Annotated in this window: 18 protein-coding genes; 7 read left to right on the plus strand and 11 right to left on the minus strand. The window is 40.8% G+C overall.

Annotation, left to right across the window (positions count from 1 at the left end; all coding sequences use genetic code 11):
• Nucleotides 1-130 precede the first annotated feature (130 nt).
• Nucleotides 131-466, plus strand: a complete 336-nt coding sequence (locus HMPREF0023_RS05405) for a DUF3325 domain-containing protein (protein WP_005090523.1) — start codon at nt 131-133, stop codon at nt 464-466.
• A 102-nt stretch (nt 467-568) separates the two neighbouring features.
• Here HMPREF0023_RS05405 and HMPREF0023_RS05410 read toward each other — a convergent pair whose 3' ends face one another.
• Entirely contained in the window at nt 569-4,039 is a 3,471-nt protein-coding gene (locus tag HMPREF0023_RS05410; protein WP_008941397.1) for an indolepyruvate ferredoxin oxidoreductase family protein, read from the minus strand.
• Between the two features lie 203 nt (nt 4,040-4,242).
• Here HMPREF0023_RS05410 and HMPREF0023_RS05415 point away from each other — a divergent pair, with 203 nt between their 5' ends.
• Complete coding sequence (locus HMPREF0023_RS05415) at nt 4,243-5,199, plus strand: LysR family transcriptional regulator (RefSeq protein WP_026056311.1); 957 nt, start codon at nt 4,243-4,245, stop codon at nt 5,197-5,199.
• Between the two features lie 103 nt (nt 5,200-5,302).
• Here HMPREF0023_RS05415 and HMPREF0023_RS05420 read toward each other — a convergent pair whose 3' ends face one another.
• Genes HMPREF0023_RS05420 through HMPREF0023_RS05440 form a run of 5 tightly spaced genes read right to left on the minus strand, consistent with a single transcriptional unit; the run spans nt 5,303 to nt 11,816 of the window.
• The gene (locus HMPREF0023_RS05420) at nt 5,303-6,205 is read right to left on the minus strand and encodes a hydroxymethylglutaryl-CoA lyase (protein WP_008941399.1); all 903 of its coding nucleotides are present in this window, start codon (nt 6,203-6,205) and stop codon (nt 5,303-5,305) included.
• Nucleotides 6,202-8,193: an acetyl/propionyl/methylcrotonyl-CoA carboxylase subunit alpha gene (locus tag HMPREF0023_RS05425; protein WP_017396624.1), complete on the minus strand. Its 1,992-nt coding sequence runs from the start codon at nt 8,191-8,193 to the stop codon at nt 6,202-6,204. Before HMPREF0023_RS05425 ends, HMPREF0023_RS05420 begins: the two co-directional genes overlap by 4 nt.
• Before the next feature lie 11 nt (nt 8,194-8,204).
• Nucleotides 8,205-9,008, minus strand: a complete 804-nt coding sequence (locus HMPREF0023_RS05430) for an enoyl-CoA hydratase/isomerase family protein (protein ID WP_008941401.1) — start codon at nt 9,006-9,008, stop codon at nt 8,205-8,207.
• Between the two features lie 9 nt (nt 9,009-9,017).
• On the minus strand, nt 9,018-10,619 hold the full coding sequence (locus HMPREF0023_RS05435) for a carboxyl transferase domain-containing protein (protein ID WP_008941402.1): 1,602 nt from the start codon (nt 10,617-10,619) through the stop codon (nt 9,018-9,020).
• 24 nt (nt 10,620-10,643) lie between these two features.
• Complete coding sequence (locus HMPREF0023_RS05440; protein WP_017396625.1) at nt 10,644-11,816, minus strand: isovaleryl-CoA dehydrogenase; 1,173 nt, start codon at nt 11,814-11,816, stop codon at nt 10,644-10,646.
• Nucleotides 11,817-11,961: 145 nt separating this feature from the next.
• On the opposite strand from HMPREF0023_RS05440, the gene HMPREF0023_RS05445 reads away from it, so the two are divergent.
• From HMPREF0023_RS05445 to HMPREF0023_RS05465, 5 genes are all read left to right on the plus strand, one after another.
• Entirely contained in the window at nt 11,962-12,579 is a 618-nt protein-coding gene (locus HMPREF0023_RS05445) for a TetR/AcrR family transcriptional regulator (RefSeq protein WP_005080687.1), read from the plus strand.
• 110 nt (nt 12,580-12,689) lie between these two features.
• Nucleotides 12,690-14,384, plus strand: coding sequence for an AMP-binding protein (locus HMPREF0023_RS05450; RefSeq protein WP_008941404.1), 1,695 nt, complete (start codon nt 12,690-12,692; stop codon nt 14,382-14,384).
• Between the two features lie 65 nt (nt 14,385-14,449).
• Nucleotides 14,450-15,154, plus strand: coding sequence for a class I SAM-dependent methyltransferase (locus tag HMPREF0023_RS05455; protein WP_008941405.1), 705 nt, complete (start codon nt 14,450-14,452; stop codon nt 15,152-15,154).
• Between the two features lie 301 nt (nt 15,155-15,455).
• Nucleotides 15,456-16,730: a DcaP family trimeric outer membrane transporter gene (locus HMPREF0023_RS05460; RefSeq protein WP_008941406.1), complete on the plus strand. Its 1,275-nt coding sequence runs from the start codon at nt 15,456-15,458 to the stop codon at nt 16,728-16,730.
• Between the two features lie 94 nt (nt 16,731-16,824).
• On the plus strand, nt 16,825-18,189 hold the full coding sequence (locus HMPREF0023_RS05465; RefSeq protein ID WP_008941407.1) for an MFS transporter: 1,365 nt from the start codon (nt 16,825-16,827) through the stop codon (nt 18,187-18,189).
• 235 nt (nt 18,190-18,424) lie between these two features.
• On the opposite strand, the gene HMPREF0023_RS05470 is transcribed toward HMPREF0023_RS05465, so the two are convergent.
• The 5 genes from HMPREF0023_RS05470 to HMPREF0023_RS05490 form a co-directional block, all read right to left on the minus strand.
• Nucleotides 18,425-19,597 (minus strand): thiolase family protein, encoded by a 1,173-nt coding sequence (locus HMPREF0023_RS05470; protein WP_008941408.1) that lies wholly within the window; start codon nt 19,595-19,597, stop codon nt 18,425-18,427.
• A gap of 75 nt (nt 19,598-19,672) precedes the next feature.
• Nucleotides 19,673-20,320, minus strand: coding sequence for a CoA transferase subunit B (locus tag HMPREF0023_RS05475; protein ID WP_008941409.1), 648 nt, complete (start codon nt 20,318-20,320; stop codon nt 19,673-19,675).
• A 1-nt stretch (nt 20,321) separates the two neighbouring features.
• The gene (locus HMPREF0023_RS05480; protein WP_008941410.1) at nt 20,322-21,026 is read right to left on the minus strand and encodes a CoA transferase subunit A; all 705 of its coding nucleotides are present in this window, start codon (nt 21,024-21,026) and stop codon (nt 20,322-20,324) included.
• Between the two features lie 230 nt (nt 21,027-21,256).
• Nucleotides 21,257-22,138 (minus strand): LysR family transcriptional regulator, encoded by an 882-nt coding sequence (locus HMPREF0023_RS05485; protein WP_008941411.1) that lies wholly within the window; start codon nt 22,136-22,138, stop codon nt 21,257-21,259.
• A 158-nt stretch (nt 22,139-22,296) separates the two neighbouring features.
• Nucleotides 22,297-22,728, minus strand: a complete 432-nt coding sequence (locus HMPREF0023_RS05490) for an SRPBCC family protein (RefSeq protein ID WP_005090537.1) — start codon at nt 22,726-22,728, stop codon at nt 22,297-22,299.
• Between the last annotated feature and the right edge of the window lie 135 nt (nt 22,729-22,863).

The raw sequence follows: 22,863 nt of genomic DNA on the forward strand, positions 1-22,863 counted from the left end.
GTTTTGATCTGGTATCGATCACTTTAGGACTGATCTTTATTTACGCTTACTACAAGCTAAAACGTTATCAAGGCTTACCGATCAAGAAAAAAGCGCAGCCTAAAAACAAGAATGCACAGGAGTCTATAGAATGACTGCTTTGCTACTATGGTGTGTTTGTGTGGTTGGATTGTCGAGTCTGGCTTGTACGATGGCGAAGCACCAACGTGAGATTTTCTCAAGCCCAGTCAGTCAACGAAATTGTCGTTTATTTCAAATTGTAGGTTGGGGCTTGCTGATTGTATCTGCGGGATTCACTGCATACTTTAAAGGCATTTCAATTGGACTTTCAGAATGGTTAGGGTGCATTAGCTTTGCAGCTTTGGCGGTCGGATTGTTATTGACCTATTCGCCTAAAAAGATATTGAAAGTGAATGCTGTAGTCGCAGTGCTATTTCTGATTTTATTGGTTATACACTTGCTATAGTATGTAATTCTGCATTTTCATAAACAAAGCGTTAAGAGCCAAATTCTTAACGCTTTAAATTTTCTTTTATAAAGTCGTCATATCAACTTTATTGCTATTTCCTTATTTTTTGAGTACTAAAGACAACTCATCCCAACGTTGCATCGCTGTTTGCATGGCTTGGGTTTTAATATGACCAAAGCCACGTACTTCTACAGGTAACTGAGCAATTTCCTCAGCAACAGTTAAGTCATACTGTTCAGGTGAAGCAATCAGTGCTTCAACAAATGCGATATAACGATCACGCCAAGCTTGTTCACGTCTGCGTTCTTCATGACGTGCAAATGGATCGAGGAAGGTTTCCCGAAGCAACTGCAAACGTGCAAGTAACATCATTGGGAAACGAATCCAATATCCGAAAGCACGCTTACGAATATATTGATCAGCACCTAAAGTCGGTGGAGCAAGATGGTAAGTTAAGCGTAAGCCTTTACCAAAATGGGTTTCAATCGACTCTTTGAATTTTTTACCGGTTAAAAGACGAGCGACTTCATATTCATCTTTATAGGCCATGACGCGATATAGTTGTGTCGCAATCGTCGCGGTCAATTCCTCTGGTAATGTTTTCGATGCTTGTTCAACTAAACGACGATACTTCATCGCATAGGCTTCATTCCAATAGTCAACCAAACGTGCTGAACGATCCTCGATTAATTCAGCCAATGTTTCAGGTTTTTTAGTTTTTTGCATGGCTGCAAGCAACCGTGGCGCTAAACTTGGATCACTCGCAAGGTGACAGCCAATGCGGAAAGCTTCTAGATTCTTTTCTACGGCAGTGCCATTGAGTTGAATGGCTTTTTCAATGCTTTGACGTAATAGCGGTATACGACCTGATTGCCATGCCATACCCAGTAATAGTTGATTGGTAAAGATTGCATCGCCCAGTACTAAAGTTGCGATACGTGTTGCAGATAGTGATACTAGTGTACCTTTGCGGGTACGACCACGTAGACGGTCAACTAAGTCACTGATAGGCGCATACCAGTCACGAGAGTCAATAAAGTCTGATGTCGGTGAAGCATCTTCATTCACAATCACCACCGCATTTTCTTTTAAGCGAGAAAGTGCAGCACTACTACCGGCCACCACGGCATCTGCACCGATTAAAAGATCACATTGACCCGCTGGAATCTTGGTTGAAGAAATATGCTCATCTGAATTTGCGACTTGGATATAGGAATAAACCGTACCGCCTTTTTGAGCCAGTCCGGCCATATCCATCACACGTGTTGCTTTACCTTCAAGATGTGCTGCCATACCGAGTAGGGCACCAATCGTCACCACACCTGTACCACCAACACCACCTACCATAATACGATTTGGTACATCATCAAGTACTGGAATGATTGGTGTTTCAGGCCAACCTGCAGCAATACCTTCAAATTTTTCAGGACGTTTCATGTCGCGGGTATGTACCGTGACAAAACTTGGACAGAAACCGTCAACACAAGAAAAATCTTTGTTACACGTGCTTTGATTAATCTGGCGTTTTGGTCCTAATGCAGTTTCTACAGTTTCAATGGATAAACAATTCGATTTTTTAGAACAATCACCACAGCTTTCACATATATCGGTATTGATATAGATACGTTCTGCTGGATCAGGATAGGCATCACGTTTACGGCGACGACGTTTTTCGCTGGCACAAGTTTGTACGTAAATTAAAGCAGTAACCCCTGACGTTTCGCGCAATTGACGTTGAATCGCATCCAATTCATTTCGATGATGAATTTCTACATTTGCTGCAATTCCTTCTTCTGCATGAATCAGTTCAGGTTCATCCGTCACAATGACTTGTTTTTTTATCCCTTCCGCTGCTAACTGGCGGGTTAATTGAGCGACACTCAAGTGACCATCGACATGTTGTCCACCTGTCATGGCAACCGCATCGTTATAAAGGATTTTGTAAGTAATATTCACTTTAGCGGCGATCGCTTGGCGAATGGCAAGATAACCTGAATGGAAATAGGTCCCATCACCAAGATTTGCAAATATATGTTTTTCATTGGTGAAAGGAGATGCACCAACCCAACTCACACCTTCACCGCCCATCTGAGAGAAGGTTTCTGTGCCGCGATCAAGTGAAACCGCAATATAGTGACAACCAATACCACCAAGCGCACGACTTCCTTCAGGAAGGACGGTTGAGGTGTTGTGTGGGCAACCGCTACAGAAATAAGGTTTGCGCTCTGCGAGATCAGTTACACTGTGAGACGCTTGTTCTGCTTTAAGTAATAAGTCTGCTTTATTTTGAATTTGTGTTCTTAACGCTTCTGGTAAATCAAGGCCTAAGAATCGAGTTGCAAGCATTTTAGCAATCGGTTCAGGCTGGAATTCATAATGTCCAATGAGTGGTGCTTCTTCAACTGAGGTACTCCATTCACCTTTTCCATCACAGGCTTTACCAATGACTCGAGGACGTTGATCATCTGGGAGGGAATAGAGCTCATCTTTGATCTGTGCTTCAAGGATCGGTCGTTTTTCTTCGACCACGATCAGCTCTTGTAAGCCTTGTGCAAATTCACGGATACCTTGAGGTTCTAACGGCCAAATCAATTCAACTTGATAAACACGTAATCCGAGTTGTTCTGCTGTTTCACCTTCAATTCCTAAAATACGTAATGCCTCAATGGTATCTAAATAGGCTTTGCCACTAGCAGCGATACCAATCCGAGCATTTTCACATGGCAAAGTCACACGGTTCAATTTATTGGCGCGTGCATAGGCCAAAACAGCAGGTAGGCGATATTTATACAGTCGTTCTTCTTGTTGGATACCATGATCTGGCCAACGGATATTGACACCACCCTCAGGAAATTCGACATCTTCTGGAATAATGGGGGTTACACGGTCTAGGCTGACCTTGACTGACGCCGATGTTTCAACAATTTCACTGACCAATTTCATTGAGGTCCAAACACCTGCAAAACGAGACATGGCAACGGCATGTACGCCAAGATCTAAAATATGTTGCACCGATGTTGGATAGAAAATTGGAATCCCGCAGCCAATCATGACATGTTCTGATTGATGTGGAACTGTCGAAGATTTACAGGAATGATCATCACCAAATAAGGCAACAACACCGCCATGCTCGGCTGTACCTGCGAGATTGGCATGGCGAAGTACATCACCAGAACGATCGACACCAGGACCTTTGCCATACCACCAAGAGGTCACACCATCATATTTACCTTGTCCAGCAAGGTTAGCCTGTTGTGTACCCCAAATGGCGGTTGCAGCTAGGTCTTCATTTACTCCGGGTTGAAAGACTACATGATGGTCTTTAAGCAATCCATCGATTTGCCAAAGGAAACTATCGTAATTACCTACAGGTGAACCGCGATAACCTGAAATAAAACCTGCAGTTTGATAACCTTGTAAAGTATCCCGACGTGTTTGGGCGAGTGGTAAACGAACCAATGCCTGTATTCCCGTCATATATGCAGTACCGTCATCACTTATATATTTATCGTCAAGTGATACATCCTTTGTAGCGATCATTCTTGGAGTAAATTTTGTCGCTATATTCATTTATGTCTCCTTAGTATTGTGGTCGTTCGTGCGACTTTCTTTTCTCAACATCCGAGTTGAAGTTTGGAGCAATTGACATACAAAAAATTAAAATGGGCTTAGCGTCTAAAACAGAGGGCTGGCTCAATGTATGTACATATTTACCATTGTGGATGATCTAAACTGGTGCAACAATGCGTAATTTAGGAAAAGATATTTACGTTATGCGCAAAAATCACGAGGGTGGACTGTTACATGCCATGCATGCTTTCCTGAAAGTGATTGACAGTGGAAGTTTTACGGCAGCAGCAGAACAGATGGATTTGACCACAGCACAGGTGTCACGTCTGATTAGCGAATTAGAAACGCGTTTGGGTGTAAAGTTGTTGCAACGTTCAACTCGACAGCATGCATTGACCGATATTGGTGCAACCTATGCGGAACGCTGTCGTCAAGTACTTTCAATCATAGAAGAGGCCGAAGCAGAGGCAACAGGGACTGCTGCAAAACCCAAAGGTCGATTACGTATCCAGAGTATGGCCAGTTTTGGACATTATTATGTTGCACCTGTAATGGCTGAATTCTGCCAAACTTATCCAGATCTCACGGTTGAATATCGCACATCGCAAAATGCGCCAGATCTTTTAGCCAAAGGGATTGATGTTAGTTTGTATTTAACAGAGTCTTTGACTGATTCAAGATTTGTTGCTCGTCGAATCGGTAGCATTTTTTCTGTTTTATGTGCTTCACCCGCTTATTTACAAAAACATGGCATTCCTCAGTCACCAGATGAGTTACATGATCACGCGTGTTTGCGTTTGGTGAATCCATCCATCACACCACAATGGCACCTCGTCGGTGAAAATAGCTGTTCCTATCAAATTGATATTTCAGGACAGTTAATCGCAGATACACCTGAACTCTTGTTAGATATGGTGCAACAAGATATGGGAATTGCACTATTGCCTATGTTTGCTGTGATTGATGCGGTTCGGGCTGGACACTTATGTCACATTTTGCCAGATTGGCGCTCTCCAGATATTGGTGTTTATACCTTATTGCCTTCACGGCACTTTATCGATGCGAAAACACGTGCATGGTTAAATTGGGTAGAGCAATATATCGCACCAAAAATAGAACAGGATACTTCTTATTTTTATCAATTAACCCATCGTGAATAGGACATTTTAAAAAACAAAATAACTGTAATAAATCATCCACAATAATAATTTTAAATGCTCCTTCAAACCAAATTTGCGGAGCATTTGGGATCAGTGAATTTATTTATGCGCATGACTGCTGGAGATAAGTATTTGCATAATTTGATAAATTTTTTCGGTTCAATGTCTGATTGATATTTTGGCTAGCCAACATCAGTTTTTCGAGATGAATGCCTGTTTCATATCCAATATGAGACAGTAAATAATACAAGTCCTCAGTCGCGACATTACCTGATGAACCTTTGGCATAAGGACAACCACCCAGTCCAGCAAGCGAAGAGTCAAAAACCCGTATGCCTTGCTGTAAGGATTGATAGATATTGGCGATTGCCATGCCATAGGTATTATGAAAATGTCCTGCCAAAATCTTGCTATCCAATTCTGCTAAGCATGCTTGCCAAACTTTTTGCACGCGATCTGGTGTCGCTGTCCCAATGGTTTCACCCAAAGAAATTTCATAACATCCCATGTCATGTAGCCGTGTGACGACATTCACGACTTGTTTGGGATCAATTGCACCTTCGTAAGGACAGTCCACCATACAAGAGACATAACCACGTACCCGAACATTATTTGCTTGCGCCGCTTGGAAAATTTCAGAGAATCGTTCTAAGCTTTCATCGATCGAGCAGTTGATATTCTTTCGAGTAAAGCTCTCAGAAGCTGCGGTAAAGACCGCAACCTCTTTACATCCTACTGCTAGGGCAGCTTCGAAGCCTTTAAGATTAGGCGTGAGCAAGCTCAAATTTAACTCATCGCGTTGTGGCAACAATTTAAATAACTCATCGCTCTGCGCCATTTGTGGTACCCATTTGGCTGATACACATGAACCCACTTCAATAGACTTCAAACCTGAGTCAATTAAATCATTGATAAAACTCAAGCGTTGTTCAATGCTTAAAGCTTGTTTCTCGTTTTGCAAACCATCACGAGGCCCAACTTCTACAATCTTTACATAGTCACTCATGCAACTTCCTCCTCAGCAGCTTGGAAGTCCACAAGCTCATCACCAGCTTTGACTTGATCACCCACTTGGAAATAGGCATCTAAAATGACACCATCTTTTGGAGCACGAATGGTATATTCCATTTTCATCGCTTCAAGCGTCAAAAGCACATCATCTTTCTTCACGGCGTGATTTGCGCCTACAAGTAATTGTGTCACCACACCAGGCATCGGTGCTTTGAGATGTCCTTGCTCAGATTGAGCATCAGTTTGATTATAATCCTGACGTAAGTAGCTAAACTTATAACTTTGTCCAGCGTTGAACAGGGTAATGCCTTGCAAACCTCGATTAAAGGCAAGTTTTTGCTGAATTCCACCAATTTGAATATTAGCACTATGCTGATCAGCCAATTGACCTGTGATGTGATACTGCTGACCATTAAATTCTGCGTTAAACCCTTGTTCAGCAGCAGAAAACTGAATTTGAATATTTTGATTTAAATAGTTCAATTTAATGCTGTGTTGATATGTGACATTACTACGCCATAAGGGTTGTGCCAACCACAGTTGCTTTTGAGTTGATTGGTTATTTTGCATTTGGCTTAGAAATTCAATAAATGCAGTCGCAACAACAAACTCAGGTTTTATATTCGCTGGGCTAAACAAGAATTGTTCTTCACGTTGGATTAGATTCGTGTCCAATTTTGCTTGTTTGAACGAATCACAACGTACAATCTTTTCCAAAAAGGCAATGTTATTGCCTAAACCATCGACATGGAATTGACTAAGCGCGTGTTGCATTTGAATCAAAGCAGCTTCACGGTTTTTACCCCATACGATCAATTTGGCAATCATTGGGTCATAGAAAGTGGTAATTTCATCACCTTCAACAATGCCACTATCTACACGCACATATTGGTTTTGCGCTGGGTAGCTTAGATAGTCAATTTTACCAATCGCAGGTAAAAAGCCTTTTTCTGGTTCTTCGGCATAAATACGTGCTTCGAGGGCGTGCCCGTGATTTTTTAATTCATGTTGTAATTTTGGTAAAGGCTCGCCATACGCAACACGTAATTGCCATTCAACTAAGTCCTCTCCAGTAATCATTTCAGTCACAGGATGTTCGACTTGTAAGCGTGTGTTCATTTCCATGAAATACGCCGTACCGTCTTGTTCAACAATAAACTCAACCGTACCTGCACCGACATAATTTACCGCACGCGCAGCATCGATTGCAGCTTGACGCATTGCATCGAGCTTTTCGCTTGGCATTTGCGGAGCAGGGGCTTCCTCTAATACTTTTTGATGACGACGTTGAACAGAACAATCCCGTTCAAATAAATGTACATAGTTGCCATGCGTGTCGCCAAATACCTGTACTTCGATATGACGTGGTTGAATCACATAACGTTCAATCAGTACATCATCATTACCAAAACTCGATTTGGCTTCACGTTTACAAGATGCAAGAGAATGTAGGAAATCTTCACTACGTTCCACCAGACTCATGCCTTTACCGCCACCGCCAGCACTGGCTTTGATGAGTACTGGATAGCCAATACGATCAGCTTGCTGTTTTAAAAATTCAGCATCTTGATTTGTTCCGTGATAGCCCGGTGTTAGAGGTACACCTGCTTTTTCCATCAAAGCTTTAGAGGTTGCTTTTAAGCCCATGGCTAAGATGGCATCGACTGGAGGGCCAATGAAGCAAATATTGTGCTGCTGGCAAGCTAAAGCGAATTGATCGTTTTCCGAAAGAAAACCATAACCGGGATGAATCGCTTGGCTTCCTGTATCAACCGCCGCTTGAATAATACGATCAGCTTGTAAATAACTTTGTGTTGCAGGAGATTGACCAATATAAATCGCTTCATCGGCAAGTTTAACGTGTTGTGCATGTGCGTCTGCATCTGAATAAACGGCAACCGTTGCAATACCTAATTTTTTGGCAGTACGAATCACACGGCAAGCAATCTCGCCACGGTTCGCAATTAAAATCTTTTCAAACATGTTGATCATCCTTAATTGTTGTTATTAGAATTTGAAGTCCACGCAGGGGCTTGCTTACTTAAGAAAGCAGTTAAGCCTTCTTTTGCCTCACTGCCTTGACGGACTTGTGCAATGTGTTGAGCAGTTTGTCGAAGTAATTCATCGTTCATACTTTGATTGCTGACCATTTGAATCAGTTGCTTAGATGCTGCTTGGGCATGTGGTCCACCCAGCAATAATGCATCAATAATCTCTTGAACTTTTTTATCTAAATCTTCTGCATCCGCAATTTCATGTGCCAAGCCGATTTGTTTCGCTTCATGCGCTGAGATACGTTCAGCAGTTAAAAAATAGCGTGAAGCTTGTCTAGCGCCAATCGCATGAATCACATATGGACTAATCGTAGAAGGAGCAAGACCTAGTCGAACTTCAGAGGTTGCAAACTTTGCATCGGTACTGGCAATGCAAATATCACATGCAGATGCCAAACCCATACCACCACCAAAAGCAATGCCATGAACACGTGCAATGGTTGGCTGATTTAAGGTTGCAAGTGCTTCAAGCATCTGTGCGAGTTTTAAAGCATCGGCTTCATTTTCTGCTGTAGAAGCTTGACCCGCTTGTTTCATCCAATTCAGATCTGCACCTGCTGAAAAGCTTTTACCACGACCTGCTAAAACCACCACTCGAATATCGTCACGGGTAGCAAGTTGCTTAAAACAAGTTTGCAATTCTTCAATCACCGTTGTATTGAAAGCATTGTGTAGCTCAGGACGATTCAGCCACACATATGCCACTTGATCATGCTGTTCCAGTTGTAAAAATTGATAGCTCATAAACACCTCTTACATGCGGAACACGCCAAATTTAGTCGGTTGAATTGGAGCATTCATTGCAGCGGCTAGACTTAAACCAAGTACTTGACGCGTTTGCGCTGGATCAATCACACCGTCATCCCACAAACGGGCAGAAGCATAGTAAGGATGACCTTGACGTTCATACTGATCACGAATCGGTTTTTTAAATTCATCTTCTTCTTGTGCTGACCATTCTGCACCTTTTTGCTCGATCTGATCACGCTTCAAAGTTGAAAGTACGCTGGCTGCTTGCTCACCGCCCATGACAGAAATACGTGAGTTTGGCCAAGTCCATAAGAAACGAGGAGAATAAGCACGTCCACACATACCGTAGTTACCTGCACCAAAAGAACCACCAATAATGAGTGTAAGTTTTGGTACATTTGCAGTTGCAACCGCCATCACTAGTTTTGCACCGTGCTTGGCAATACCTTCATTTTCGTATTGGCGACCCACCATAAAGCCTGTGATATTTTGAATAAATAACAACGGAATATTGCGTTGGGTACATAGCTCAATAAAGTGTGCGCCTTTTTGAGCTGACTCAGAAAATAGAATGCCATTATTGGCAATAATTCCGACGGGCATCCCATAAAGTGATGCAAACCCTGTGATTAGGGTTGAACCAAAACGAGCTTTAAACTCATCAAAACGAGAACCATCGACGATACGTGCAATCACTTCTCGTACATCAAATGGCTTGCGCGCATCGGTTGGGACTACACCATACAACTCTTTCGCATCAAACAATGGTTCATCAATCTGTTTATTGAGTTCATTTGGTTTTTTATTCAAATTGGCAACGATATTACGTGCAATCGCAATCGCATGTTCATCATTTTCAGCGAGGTGATCAGCAACACCTGAAAGACGCGTATGTACATCACCACCACCAAGATCTTCGCTACTTACGACTTCACCTGTTGCAGCTTTAACCAGAGGGGGGCCACCTAAGAAAATCGTGCCTTGATTACGCACGATGATGGTTTCATCTGACATCGCAGGAACATAAGCACCACCAGCGGTACAGCTACCCATGACGACCGCAATTTGGGCAATACCTTGGCTCGACATACGTGCTTGATTGTAGAAGATGCGCCCGAAGTGATCACGATCAGGGAATACCTGATCCTGCATAGGTAAATACGCACCACCTGAATCTACAAGATAAATACAAGGTAAGTGATTTTGTTCAGCAATTTCTTGAGCACGTAAATGCTTTTTAACCGTAAGTGGGTAATACGTGCCACCTTTAACCGTTGCATCATTGGCAACGATCATGCATGTCACACTATTAACCTGTCCAATACCCGCAATCACACCAGCAGCAGGAATATCATCTTCATAAACTTTATACGCAGCAAGTTGTCCGATTTCTAAAAAAGCTGTGCCAACGTCAATTAGTTGATCTATACGTTCACGTGGAAGCAATTTTCCACGCGCTAAATGCTTTTGACGTGCGTTTTCTCCGCCACCTAATGCAATATTTTGGGCAACTTGTGTTAAATCATTGACCAAAGTCTGCATAGCTTGTTGGTTTGTTTTGAAGTCTTCACTTCGCACATTAATTTTGCTTTGTAATTGATTCATATGATGCATCCTGATTTATCGTTATTATTTGGTTTCATTAAACAATTCACGTCCGATCAACATACGACGAATTTCAGATGTGCCTGCACCAATTTCATAAAGTTTTGCATCGCGCCATAAACGACCCGTAGGGAACTCGTTGATATAGCCATTACCACCTAAAGTTTGAATCGCTTCACCCGCCATCCATGTCGCTTTTTCAGCTGCATATAAAATGGCACTGGCAGCATCTTTACGTAAGCTACGATCGTGATCTGCTTTGTCACATGCCGCACCAACCGCATATACAAGCGCTTTACAAGCCAGCCAAGTTGAATACATATCAGCAAGTTTGCCTTGCATTAGCTGAAACTCCCCCAAAGCCTGTCCAAACTGTTCACGTTGATGTAAGTAAGGAATCACCACATCCATACAGGCATCCATAATGCCAAGAGGGCCTGCACTTAATACCGCACGCTCATAGTCCAAGCCACTCATCAGGACTTTAGCGCCGTTACCGACACCACCCAACACGTTTTCAACAGGTACTTCCACATTGTCAAAAAATAATGGATAGGTATTTGAACCACGCATACCAAGTTTGTCTAAATGGTTCCCATGGCTAAAACCTTTCATGTCTTTTTCAATTAAAAAAGCAGTCATGCCTTTTGCACCTGCTTGTGGATCTGTTTTTGCGTATACCACTAGGACATCAGCATCACCTCCATTGGTAATCCACATTTTTGAACCATTTAAAACAAAATGATCGCCTTTCTGCTCAGCACGTAATTTCATACTGACCACATCAGAACCCGCATTCGGTTCAGACATCGCAAGGGCACCGACGTATTCACCAGAGATTAATTTCGGCAGATATTTCTGCTTTTGTTGCGCATTTCCATTACGGTTAATTTGGTTGATACATAAGTTAGAATGTGCGCCGTAAGAAAGAGCGATTGCCGCTGAAGCACGCGAAATTTCTTGCATCGCGATGATATGAGCAAGATAGCCGAGATTAGTGCCACCGTATTCTTCTGAGACTGTTAAGCCTAGTAAGCCCATATCGCCAAACTTTTTCCAAAGATGAGCAGGGAATTTATTGTCTTGATCAACTTGCTGAGCAATTGGTGCAATTTCCTTTGCACAAAATGCGGCAACTGAGTCTTGAAGTGCAACGAGCGTTTCATCCAGACCAAAATTCAAGCTACGTAGGTTCATTGTATACATCCCATTGGTTATATTTGTTGTTCCATAAGCATTGTTGTAGGTGCTTGTGAATTACCATACAATGATTTTTTAAAAAAGTGAATAGAGATTCATAAAATGATTTACAATTCACTTTATTTGTTAGAGAATAAAATTTATGAGCTACAAACGATCATCTTTAATGCAAGAACGGATGGAACAAAATCGTAAATCGATTTTAAGTTCTGCCAGAAAGTTAATCTCGGAAGGAGGGTTTAAAGACGCACAAATTCAAACGATTGCGGAGCAAGCAGGCGTTTCGAGTGGATTGGTTTATCGCTACTTTGACAATAAGAGTCAGGTGCTGATCGAAGTCTTATCAGAAGCAATCAATACCGAGCTTTTGGTGATTGATGCGATTACAGACAGTGATTTGCCAGCAGAACATAAGTTGCACAAAGCAGTAGCAACATTTGTAAAACGGGCGTTAAACAGTCCTCAGCTTGCATATTCACTCATGTTTGAGCCAGTTGATTCATTGGTAGAACATGAGCGTTTTCGTGTGAAGCAATTGATTAAACAGAGTGTGATTAAAATACTCGCAGATGGAAAGGCAAGTGGTGAGTTCGATCTGGAAGATCTAAATACCACAGCACTCTGTGTAGTTGGTGCAATGACTTACGTTGTAGTTGAGCCTTTAGACCCTGCTCAAAATACGAAGTTCGACCAGCAACACAAAGACTATTTTTCAAAACAGATAGCTGATTTTTGTGTGGATGCAGTACGGAAAAAATAGCACGTGTACGGCGATTAACATCATGGAATAGGCGGTTTGAAGAGTAGTTGCAGTAACAACAATTAGACCAGTTAAGATGAGAATTAGAAAGAATCAAGGAGAATGATTCAATGCAACACGTACGGTTAAGCTACGCCTCTGGACCAAGTTCGCAGCCTTTAATTGGGATGACGATTGGAGAAAAATTCGACCAAGCATGCCAGCAATACGCTGAGCGAGAAGCAATCGTAAGTTCACATCAGAATAGACGATTAAGCTACAAAGAGTTGCAAGATGAAGTAAATGCTTTTGCTTGTAGCTTGCTTCAGCTTGGTGTGAAAAAAGGCGATCGACTCGGTATTTGGTCACCGAACTGTGTCGAATGGACAATCACTCAGTTTGCAGCATTTAAAGCAGGGATCATTTTAGTCAATCTAAATCCCGCCTATAAAAGCCATGAACTCGAATATGTGTTAAATAAAGTTTCTTGCAAAGGATTGATTATCGCATCGCAGTTTAAAACCACAGATTATCAAGAGCTTCTGACACGCATAGCACCTGAAATTGATTTCTGTACCAATAAACAAATCCATTCAGAACGTCTGCCTTTCTTAAAGTTTGTGATCAAAATTGATGAAAAACAGCATACAGGTATTCATCGTTTCAGTGATCTGGTCGTCCCCCCAACACAACAACAACTCGATCAATTACAGTTAGCAACGCAACAGTTGCAGTTTGATGAAACCATTAATATCCAATTTACATCAGGTACAACAGGCAATCCTAAAGGCACGATGCTCACCCATCATAACATTTTGAATAATGGTTATTTTGTAGGAGAGGGTATTCGTTTAACGCCACAAGATAAAGTGTGTATATCAGTACCTTTATTCCACTGTTTCGGTATGGTCATGGGAAATCTAGCCTGTATCACACATGGTTCTACGATGGTGTATCCATCAGCAGTGTTTAATCCACTTGAAACACTAAAGACAATTCACAACGAACGTTGTACAGCAGCATACGGCGTACCAACCATGTTCATCGCCATCTTAGAGCATGAACAGTTTAACAAGTTTGATCTCTCCAGTTTACGCACAGGGATCATGGCGGGAAGCCCATGCCCACGTGAAATTATGCAGCGTGTGATTGATCGCATGCATATGTCAGAAATTACGATTTGTTATGGCATGACTGAGACTTCACCTGTAAGTGTACAAAGCTCAGTGAGTGACACCATTGATAAACGCGTCAGTACGGTTGGACATGTTCATCCTCATGTAGAAATTAAAATTGTTGATCTCGAAGGGCAAATTGTTCCTCAAGGCACATTAGGTGAACTATGTGTTCGAGGTTACTCTGTGATGGCTGGATATTGGGGCGAAGAAGAAAAAACTCGTGAAGTGATTGATAACGCTGGCTGGATGCATACTGGTGATATTGCGGAGATGGATGCAGAGGGCTTCGTCAAAATCAAAGGTCGTATCAAAGATGTGGTGATTCGCGGTGGTGAAAATCTATTTCCAAAAGAAATAGAAGACTTCTTGTACACCCATCCTGCGATCTGTGATGTACAAGTGATTGGTCTACCTGATACACGTTATGGTGAGGAGCTATGCGCCTGCATTATTTTGCATGAACACCACCAGACCAATGAAGAAAGTATCCGTAATTTCTGTAAAGAGCATATCTCACATAATAAAGTGCCTCGTTATGTCAAATTCTTTAATGAATTTCCTATGACCGCATCAGGTAAGGCCCAGAAGTTTAAGTTACAGGAAATTATGCGCGCTGAACTGAATCTAACAGGGACTGTATTCGACTAAATGATGTTTTACATCAAGTAGAAAAAGCAGCATTTTAAAGTTGCAAAGGCAAAGGATCAGGACGCATGGCAAAAGATTTCAGCAGTCCAAAAGTGGTTGAAGAATACGATCAGCATATCCGTAAATTAATACCAGGATATGAAATCATTCATCAACAAGTAGATGCGATTTTACAGTCTACCTTAAAACCAGATGCTCATATCCTGATTGTGGGATGTGGGACGGGTTATGAGCTGGAATATCTTTTAAACAGGCATCCGCACTGGAAATTTACAGCGCTTGATCCTTCCTTAGCCATGCTTGAGAAAGCACAGGCGAGAGTCAATCAATTGAATAAGTGCGCACAAGTTGAATTTGTGCATGGTGACACTTCACATTTACCTGATCAAATTTGTTTTGATGCAGCACTGACAATTTTAGTGGCGCATTTTATTGCTGATGAAAACAAGCCTACTTTTTTTACAGAGATCCATGATCATTTAAAAGAAAATGGAATCTTACTGACCTATGATTTGATGACCTGTACAGACCCTCAGCAATTTCAAGCTTTACGTTATGTCTGCTTTGCACAAGGTTTGACTGAAGCACAATGTCAGAAAATGTTAGAACGAATGGAAAGCGATTTTTTCACTGTTTCATTTGATGAATATCAGGAATTACTTCACCACACAGGTTTTATGAATGTGTCTTCATATAGCCAAATTTTAATGTATCAAGGATTGATCGCGCAGAAAAAGAAACGTCATGCGTTTTCTGCACAAGCATCCTAATCAGGGGCTTAAATCTATGAAGGAATAAAGATGAGTACGCAAACTTAAACCTAGCATCTATTTTTTACCAAATGGTTAATTAGCAGTGGTTTATATCACCGCTGTGAGATCATTTTGTCTTTTAAAAAGTAGGAATTTCAAAATATCAGCATATCTATAGGAGGTGGAATTTAAATAAAACCAACAGTTAAAGCTTTAAAACAAGAAATGCGATGCAGTGCAACTAACTGCAAAGGATATAACGCAAACAAATAGCGATCTTAAGGGTATTTAGGATCAAAAAAGAAGGAAACTTACTTTAATGAAAAAGTTAAAATTGACGGTACAAAAAAGCATATTGGCGCTGTCTGTTGTTGCCGCTATGCCTTCTGTATATGCGGCTTCCGAACGTGATGAAGTTGCACAATTACGGCAAGAAGTACAAGAATTAAGAGCAATGCTACAACATTATGTTCAGCAACCTGCATCAACCCAATCCACAACACAAGCCAAGGCAACAATTTCATCAAGCCCACAAGCATCACAGTTGAAACTAAAATCTGGTGCAGAAGTTAGTCTATATGGTTATATCCGTGCCGATGCGTCTTATCAAGCGAAAGGCGCATCCACGACGTACAACAATATCAGTGGTGTACCACTCAAGGATACAGCGGAAGCAGCACAACAAAAAGATCGTTTACATTCAACTGCCAATGTCTCACGCATAGGACTCAATTTCACCACACCAACAGCAGCAGGCGATGTAGGTGGGAAACTAGAAATGGATTTCTTTGGTGGCGCTTCACGCGATCAATTCCGTATCCGTCATGCCTATTTAACCTTTGACAAATGGCTACTGGGTCAAACATGGTCTACTTTCATTGCACCTGAGTATTATCCAGAAACGATTGATGCTGCGACCTATGTGGGTGGAGCATTACAACGCTCACCCTTGGTTCGTTATAGTGACAACATTACGGCCAATACCAGCTTTGCATTATCCGTTGAAGATCCTAAATACACAGCAAGCTCTGATCCTGATAATAAAATGCGTTTACCTGCCTTTGTTGGACGTGTAAATCATAAATTTGAAAATGGTTCGATGCTGTCTGGGCGTAGTTTTGTGGCAGAGAAAAAAACTAGCAATGATAATACTTGGGCATGGGGTGTGGGTATCGGTGGAAAGTATCAATTTCACCCAAAAACCTTTATCAAAGCTGATTATAACCACATTAAAGGAGATGGACGCTTCCTAATGTGGAGCAATAGCAGCTATGCCATTGATGAACAAAACAATATACATAGCAATGAATTTGACTCCATTTCTACGGGAATTACACATCAATTTACCTCACAGTTCCGCTCAACTTTAGGCTATGGCTATATGAAAGCCAAAAGTGACAATAGCTTCGCTCGTCTAAATAAAGACAGTTCAAATCAAAATAAAGAATTATGGCAAGGCTGGATTAACGGCATGTACAACCCATACAAACCGATCACGCTAGGTATGGAATATGTCTATGGTGAGCGCGAAACCTTTGATGGTCGTACAGGGACAGATAACCGTATCAATATGATGGCGAGTTATGATTTTTAATATAAATAAAACCTTGAATTATATGTTTTTTCTTTAAGGTGCAGTATGTCGCTTTAATAATGATTAGGAATTTATCTCATTGAGGAGATGCAGAATGACAACATCTACAGTTAATGTAAATGCAGTAATTGACGAAGCAAAGTTTACGCCTTTTCACTGGAGTATTTTACTTTGGTGTTTATTGATTATTATTTTTGATGGTTACGATCTGGTCATTTATGGTGTGGTTTTACCATTACTGATGCAGGAGTGGTCACTTACTTCTGTACAAGCAGGCATGCTTGCCAGTACCGCATTGTGCGGCATGATGTTCGGCGCCATGCTATTCGGTGCATTGGCAGATAAAATCGGACGCAAAAATGTAATTTTAATTTGTGTGACTTTTTTTAGTGGGTTTACTTTTTTAGGTGCGTTTGCATCTAATCCTTTTGAGTTCGGTATTTTACGGTTCTTAGCTGGCTTAGGGATCGGCGGGGTAATGCCGAATCTCGTCGCACTCACCTCAGAATATGCCCCTAAACGTATTCGCAGTACCTTAGTCGGCACGATGTTTAGTGGTTATGCAATCGGCGGAATCTTGTCAGCACTGATAGGAAGCTATTTGGTTGAAAGCCATGGTTGGCAAATCATGTTCTTGATTGCAGGCATACCATTACTTTTATTACCTGTAATGTGGAAATTTTTGCCTGAATCTTTAACCTTTTTGGTCAAAACAGGTAAAACTGAGCAAGCACAAAGCATTGTAAAAAAAATCTCACCTCAACAAGCCATCAGCAGCAATACTCGTTTAACGCTAAATGAGGAAAATATTCCAACTGGTAGCTCGGTTAAAGGGTTATTCCAACAAGGTCGCGCATTCAACACACTGATGTTCTGGGTATTGTTCTTTATGTGCCTACTGATGGTTTACGCATTAAGTAGCTGGTTACCAAAACTCATGCTTGCAGCAGGTTATTCACTTGGTAAGAGTATCTTATTCTTATTTGCTTTGAATGTTGGCGCAATGATTGGTTCAATTGGTGGCGGTATTCTTTCAGATAAATTCCATTTGAAACCTGTGATCATGGGTATGCTCATGGCAGGTGTTGTGGCACTGATCGGCTTAGGATTTAACTCTCCAGCTTATGTGTTATATGGTTTAGTGACTGTTGCGGGTGCGGCGACGATTGGAACTTCAATTCTTCTTTATAGCTATGTTGCGCAATATTATCCATTAAGCGTTCGCTCTACAGGGATCGGCTGTGCTTCTGGTGTTGGGCGAATTGGTGCCATCGTGGGACCTATTTTGACAGGGTTGTTATTGACCTTAAACTTACCGCATACCATGAATTTTGTGATGATTTCTATTCCAGCGATGATTGCAATCTGTGCGATATTAAGCCTAAAACGTCATAAATTTGATGAAGAACAACAAGTAGAAGAAGTTAAAACCAATTTAACCGAATCGGGTAATGCTTAATTTAGTTTCTTGTTGATTATCTTTCAATCATTAAAGGCACATCTATTAATTGGATGTGCTTTTTTCTTTAAGTGCACATTATTTCCCACTAAATCATAATTCATTCTTGAGTAATTGATTTGTCACAGAGACGATCAAAGATCTTAGAGGTTTTAAAGATAAATATTTTAAACTATTCCACTTTTCATGCAGAAAAAAAGCACCTCGATTGAGGTGCTTTGCTGATTTTTATAGTTTAAATTTCGATGGCCACAGCTGTTGCTTCACCACCACCGATACACAATGCCGCAACACCTTTCTTTTTGCCTAAACGTTTTAATGCATAGATCAATGAAAGAATAATACGTGAACCTGTCGCACCAATCGGATGACCTAACGCACATGCACCACCGTGAATATTGACTTTAGCTTCATCAATACCTAACTCATGAATCGGTGCCATAGCCACCATCGCGAAAGCTTCATTGATTTCCCATGCATCGACATCTTCAACCGACCAGCCAGCACGATCAAGTACTTTTTGAATCGCACTAATTGGAGCAATCGTAAACTCACTTGGATGTTGCGAATGACTCGAAGTAGCTACAATCTTAGCCAAGACATTTAAACCATTTGCTTGAACATAGTCTTCTGTAGAAAGCACCAAAGCGGCGGCACCATCCGAAATCGAACTTGAATTGGCTGCCGTAATCGTACCGTCTTTGCTAAAAGCAGGGCGTAGCGTTGGGATTTTATCTAGATTTGCTTTGAGTGGTTGCTCATCTTGATCAATCACTTCAACACCTTTACGTGTTTTAACTTCAACAGGGACGATTTCATCTTTGAAATATCCTTCTGTAATTGCTGTTTGAGCTTTTTTGAGTGAAGAAATCGCAAAGTTATCCATTTGCTCACGGGTGAAGCCTTTGGTATTTGCCATATCCTGAGCAAATGAACCCATTAAACGACCCGTTTCAGCATCTTCTAAACCATCCAAGAACATATGGTCTTTGATTTCACCATGTCCCATACGGTAGCCACCACGTGCTTTAGGTAAGATATATGGTGCATTGGTCATAGATTCCATACCACCTGCAACCACAATATTTGCACTACCAGCTTTCAATGCATCTGATGCCATCAGAACTGCTTTCATCGCAGAACCACAAAGTTTATTGATGGTCACAGCGCCAACATGATCTGGAATACCCGCTTTACGCATTGCTTGACGAGCAGGGCCTTGACCAATGCCTGCACTTAACACACAGCCAAAAATCACTTCATTGACTTGCTCTGGAGCAATACCCGCACGTTGGATAGATTCACGGATTACAGCAGCACCTAATTCTGGGGCGGTTAAACTAGAAAGACTACCTTGAAAACCGCCCATCGCGGTACGACTACCTGACACAATAACAATAGAACTCATTTTTATATCTCTTTAAATGTATGTTGTTATAAAACTGCTCCAGTTCAACAGACTAGAGCAGAATATCCAATCTCATTAAGCCACTAAAGATTTATCAAAAATTAATGGCACACCTGTTACCGCACGAATTTGCTCGAGTGTCACATCTTTTGCGAGTTCAATCAGTTCAACACCTTCAGACATAATATCCATTACACCTAAATCTGTAATCACACGATGGACAACGGCTTGACCTGTAAGGGGTAAGCTACAGTTTTTCACAATCTTTGGCGTACCGTCTTTCGCACAGTGTTCCATCAGAACCACAACTTTTTGAACACCTGCAACCAAGTCCATTGCACCGCCCATACCTTTGACTTTCTTACCTGGAATCATCCAATTGGCTAAGTCGCCTTGCTCAGAAACTTCCATCGCGCCTAATATCGCAATATTGACATGACCGCCACGGATCATTGCGAAAGATTCTGAACTTGAGAAAAATGCCGCACCCACACGTGCAGTAATCGTTTGCTTACCAGCATTGATTAAATCTGCATCTAAGGTTTCTTCAGTAGGAAATGCGCCGATACCAAGCAATCCATTTTCAGACTGCAACCATACATTCATGTTTTTTGGAATGTAGTTAGCAACAAGGGTAGGTAAACCAATACCTAAGTTCACATAGAAGCCATCTTCGAGTTCTTGTGCAGCACGCTGTGCCATTTCATTACGTGACCAAGCCATTTTAAACTGCCTCCATGCTTAAAGTTTTTTGTTCGATACGTTTTTCAGGTGAAGCATTTAAAATAATGCGATTCACATAAATCCCTGGTAAATGGATTTCATCTGGATCTAATTCACCAATCTCAACGATTTGCTCCACTTCGGCAATGGTGATTTTCCCAGCCATTGCACATTCAGGATTAAAGTTCTGCGCCGTCTTACGGAATATTAAATTTCCTGCTTTATCTGCCTTGTAAGCTTTAATAAGAGAAACATCAGCAGTAAGAGATTCTTCTAAAATGTATTTTTTACCATGAAAAATGCGTTCTTCTTTGCCTTCAGCAATCAAAGTACCCACACCAGTTTTCGTATAAAAAGCTGGAATACCAGCACCACCAGCGCGTAATTTTTCCGCCAATGTTCCTTGTGGAGTTAATTCAACTTCAAGCTCGCCATTTAGATATTGACGCTCGAATTCTTTATTTTCACCCACATAAGATGAGATCATTTTTTTGATCTGTTTCGTATGCAATAAAATACCTAGGCCAAAATCATCGACACCTGCATTATTCGAAATACAAGTCAGACCTGTTACACCACTTTCTTTAACCGCCACAATGAGCTGCTCAGGAATTCCACATAACCCAAAACCGCCCACGGCAAGGGTTTGGTTATTCGCAACCACATCTTTGATTGCAGCCTCAGCACTGGCATATACCTTATTCATTCTATTATTGTCCTATCGTCCCTTAGTGATTTAGTTTTAGCATTAGGACTAGGTAGATAGAAGTTGATTTTTCTCAAGGATTAATGAGTTTAATTAATAAATTGATTTATTTGGACAGATTTTAATCTAAAAAAATAATAGACTTTAGGTCACAAATTATTGAAATTATTAATAATAAATATATTTATTTACAAGTGAAAAATATAAGACCAATTGCAATAATGAGTTATTTAAAATTTATACCTTATCAACGACTCAATAAATTGTGCCGAAATATGTGATATTTCAAAATTCTTTTTATAGACGATACCAACCGTTTTGTGAATGGTTCCATCTTCCAGTTCGAGTAACACATTCTCTGTTAAGTCTATATGCTTGGCAAAATGACGAGGAATCGCGCTTACCCCAATGCCATGTGCAACAAAACTAGATAATGAAGAAATCTGATGGCATTCAATTTTTAAATCTAAAGTCATATTGTTGCGTAAACAATTTTGCTCAACTAGGTGACGAACAATTGATGGCTTTTGTAGGGTAATAAAAGGATTGGCAAACAATTGTTGCCACGTAATACGCACTTTGTCTGCTAAGGGATGTTTTTTAGGAAGTAAGGCCAGAAAGTCTTCATCAAACAAAGGAACAAACTCTAAGCCTTCTGTCAGTTCTGGTTCAAAACAAATGCCTAACTCAAAGATGCCATCTTGAACTTTTTCAATAATGGTTTCATTTGGAATATCGTGGATCGAGAAATTAAGATTTGGATGCTCAGATAAAAAAGAATGAATCACATCGGGTAAGATCGCATGGGTAAAAAAGGGCATCGAGGCGATACTCAGCGTACCGCGATTTAATTTAAAACGTTGTTTAACGTCATTTTCCATTTCATCCCAATTCGCCAGTAGTTTTTTTGCGTAGGGAATAAGAGATTTACCTTCTTGAGTCAATTCAACACGGCGCGTGTTGCGATTAAAAAGTTTACCGCCGAGTTCTTCCTCTAAACTTTTGATACTTAGACTTAAAGCAGATTGGCTCAAATGAAGCTCTAGCGAAGCATTGGCATAATTTAAAGTACGCGCAAGTGCCAAAAATGCCTTTAACTGCTTAAGTGTCATCTCTTTCCCTGAGTGAAGTTGTTGAATAGCTCTAATTTATCGTAAAAATAAGCTAAATGTTATTTTAGAGATTATTTTTCAAATAAAAGTTGATCATTACATCAAATAAAAACTCCCACCATTAAAAAATAGGGGAGTTTAGTTCAAAGATTAGAGAATTATACTTTTAGTTTTTTAAGTCCACGGCTTACACCATTTTGTAATGCGAATTTAACGATCGGACCAATAAATGGCACACGCCCTTTAAAGCTAATCGTATAGTCCAAACGACTACGATTATTTCCCAGATCAGTAAACTTCATCACACCGCGATGCGCTTTGATCGGTGCGATACCACTGGTAATTGCGTATTCAATTAGTTCATTTTCTTTATACACCAAATTTGTTTCGACAAATGAAGGCGTCAGTGGAATAGATAGCTTACGTGCTGAGCCAACCCCATTACGTGCATCTTGACCATCGCTCAAACGAGTCACTTTTGCTGGAGCGAAAAGTTTATTTAAATTTTCATGTTCACTGAGAATCGCAAATACCTTCTCGACAGGTGCATTGAACTCTTGAGTGATATTGACTTGTTGCATTTTTAGCATATCAATTCCTTTTTTTAATTTGACATAGCATATTGTCATTTTCGAAATATTAGCATGTTTTCATTCAATCTGGCATTTTCTTTGTCGGAATATCGAGCACATTAAAAAATCAGAGATATGTAAGCGAATATGCTT

The sequence above is a fragment of the Acinetobacter sp. ATCC 27244 genome (assembly GCF_000156555.1).
GTDB lineage: Bacteria > Pseudomonadota > Gammaproteobacteria > Pseudomonadales > Moraxellaceae > Acinetobacter > Acinetobacter haemolyticus.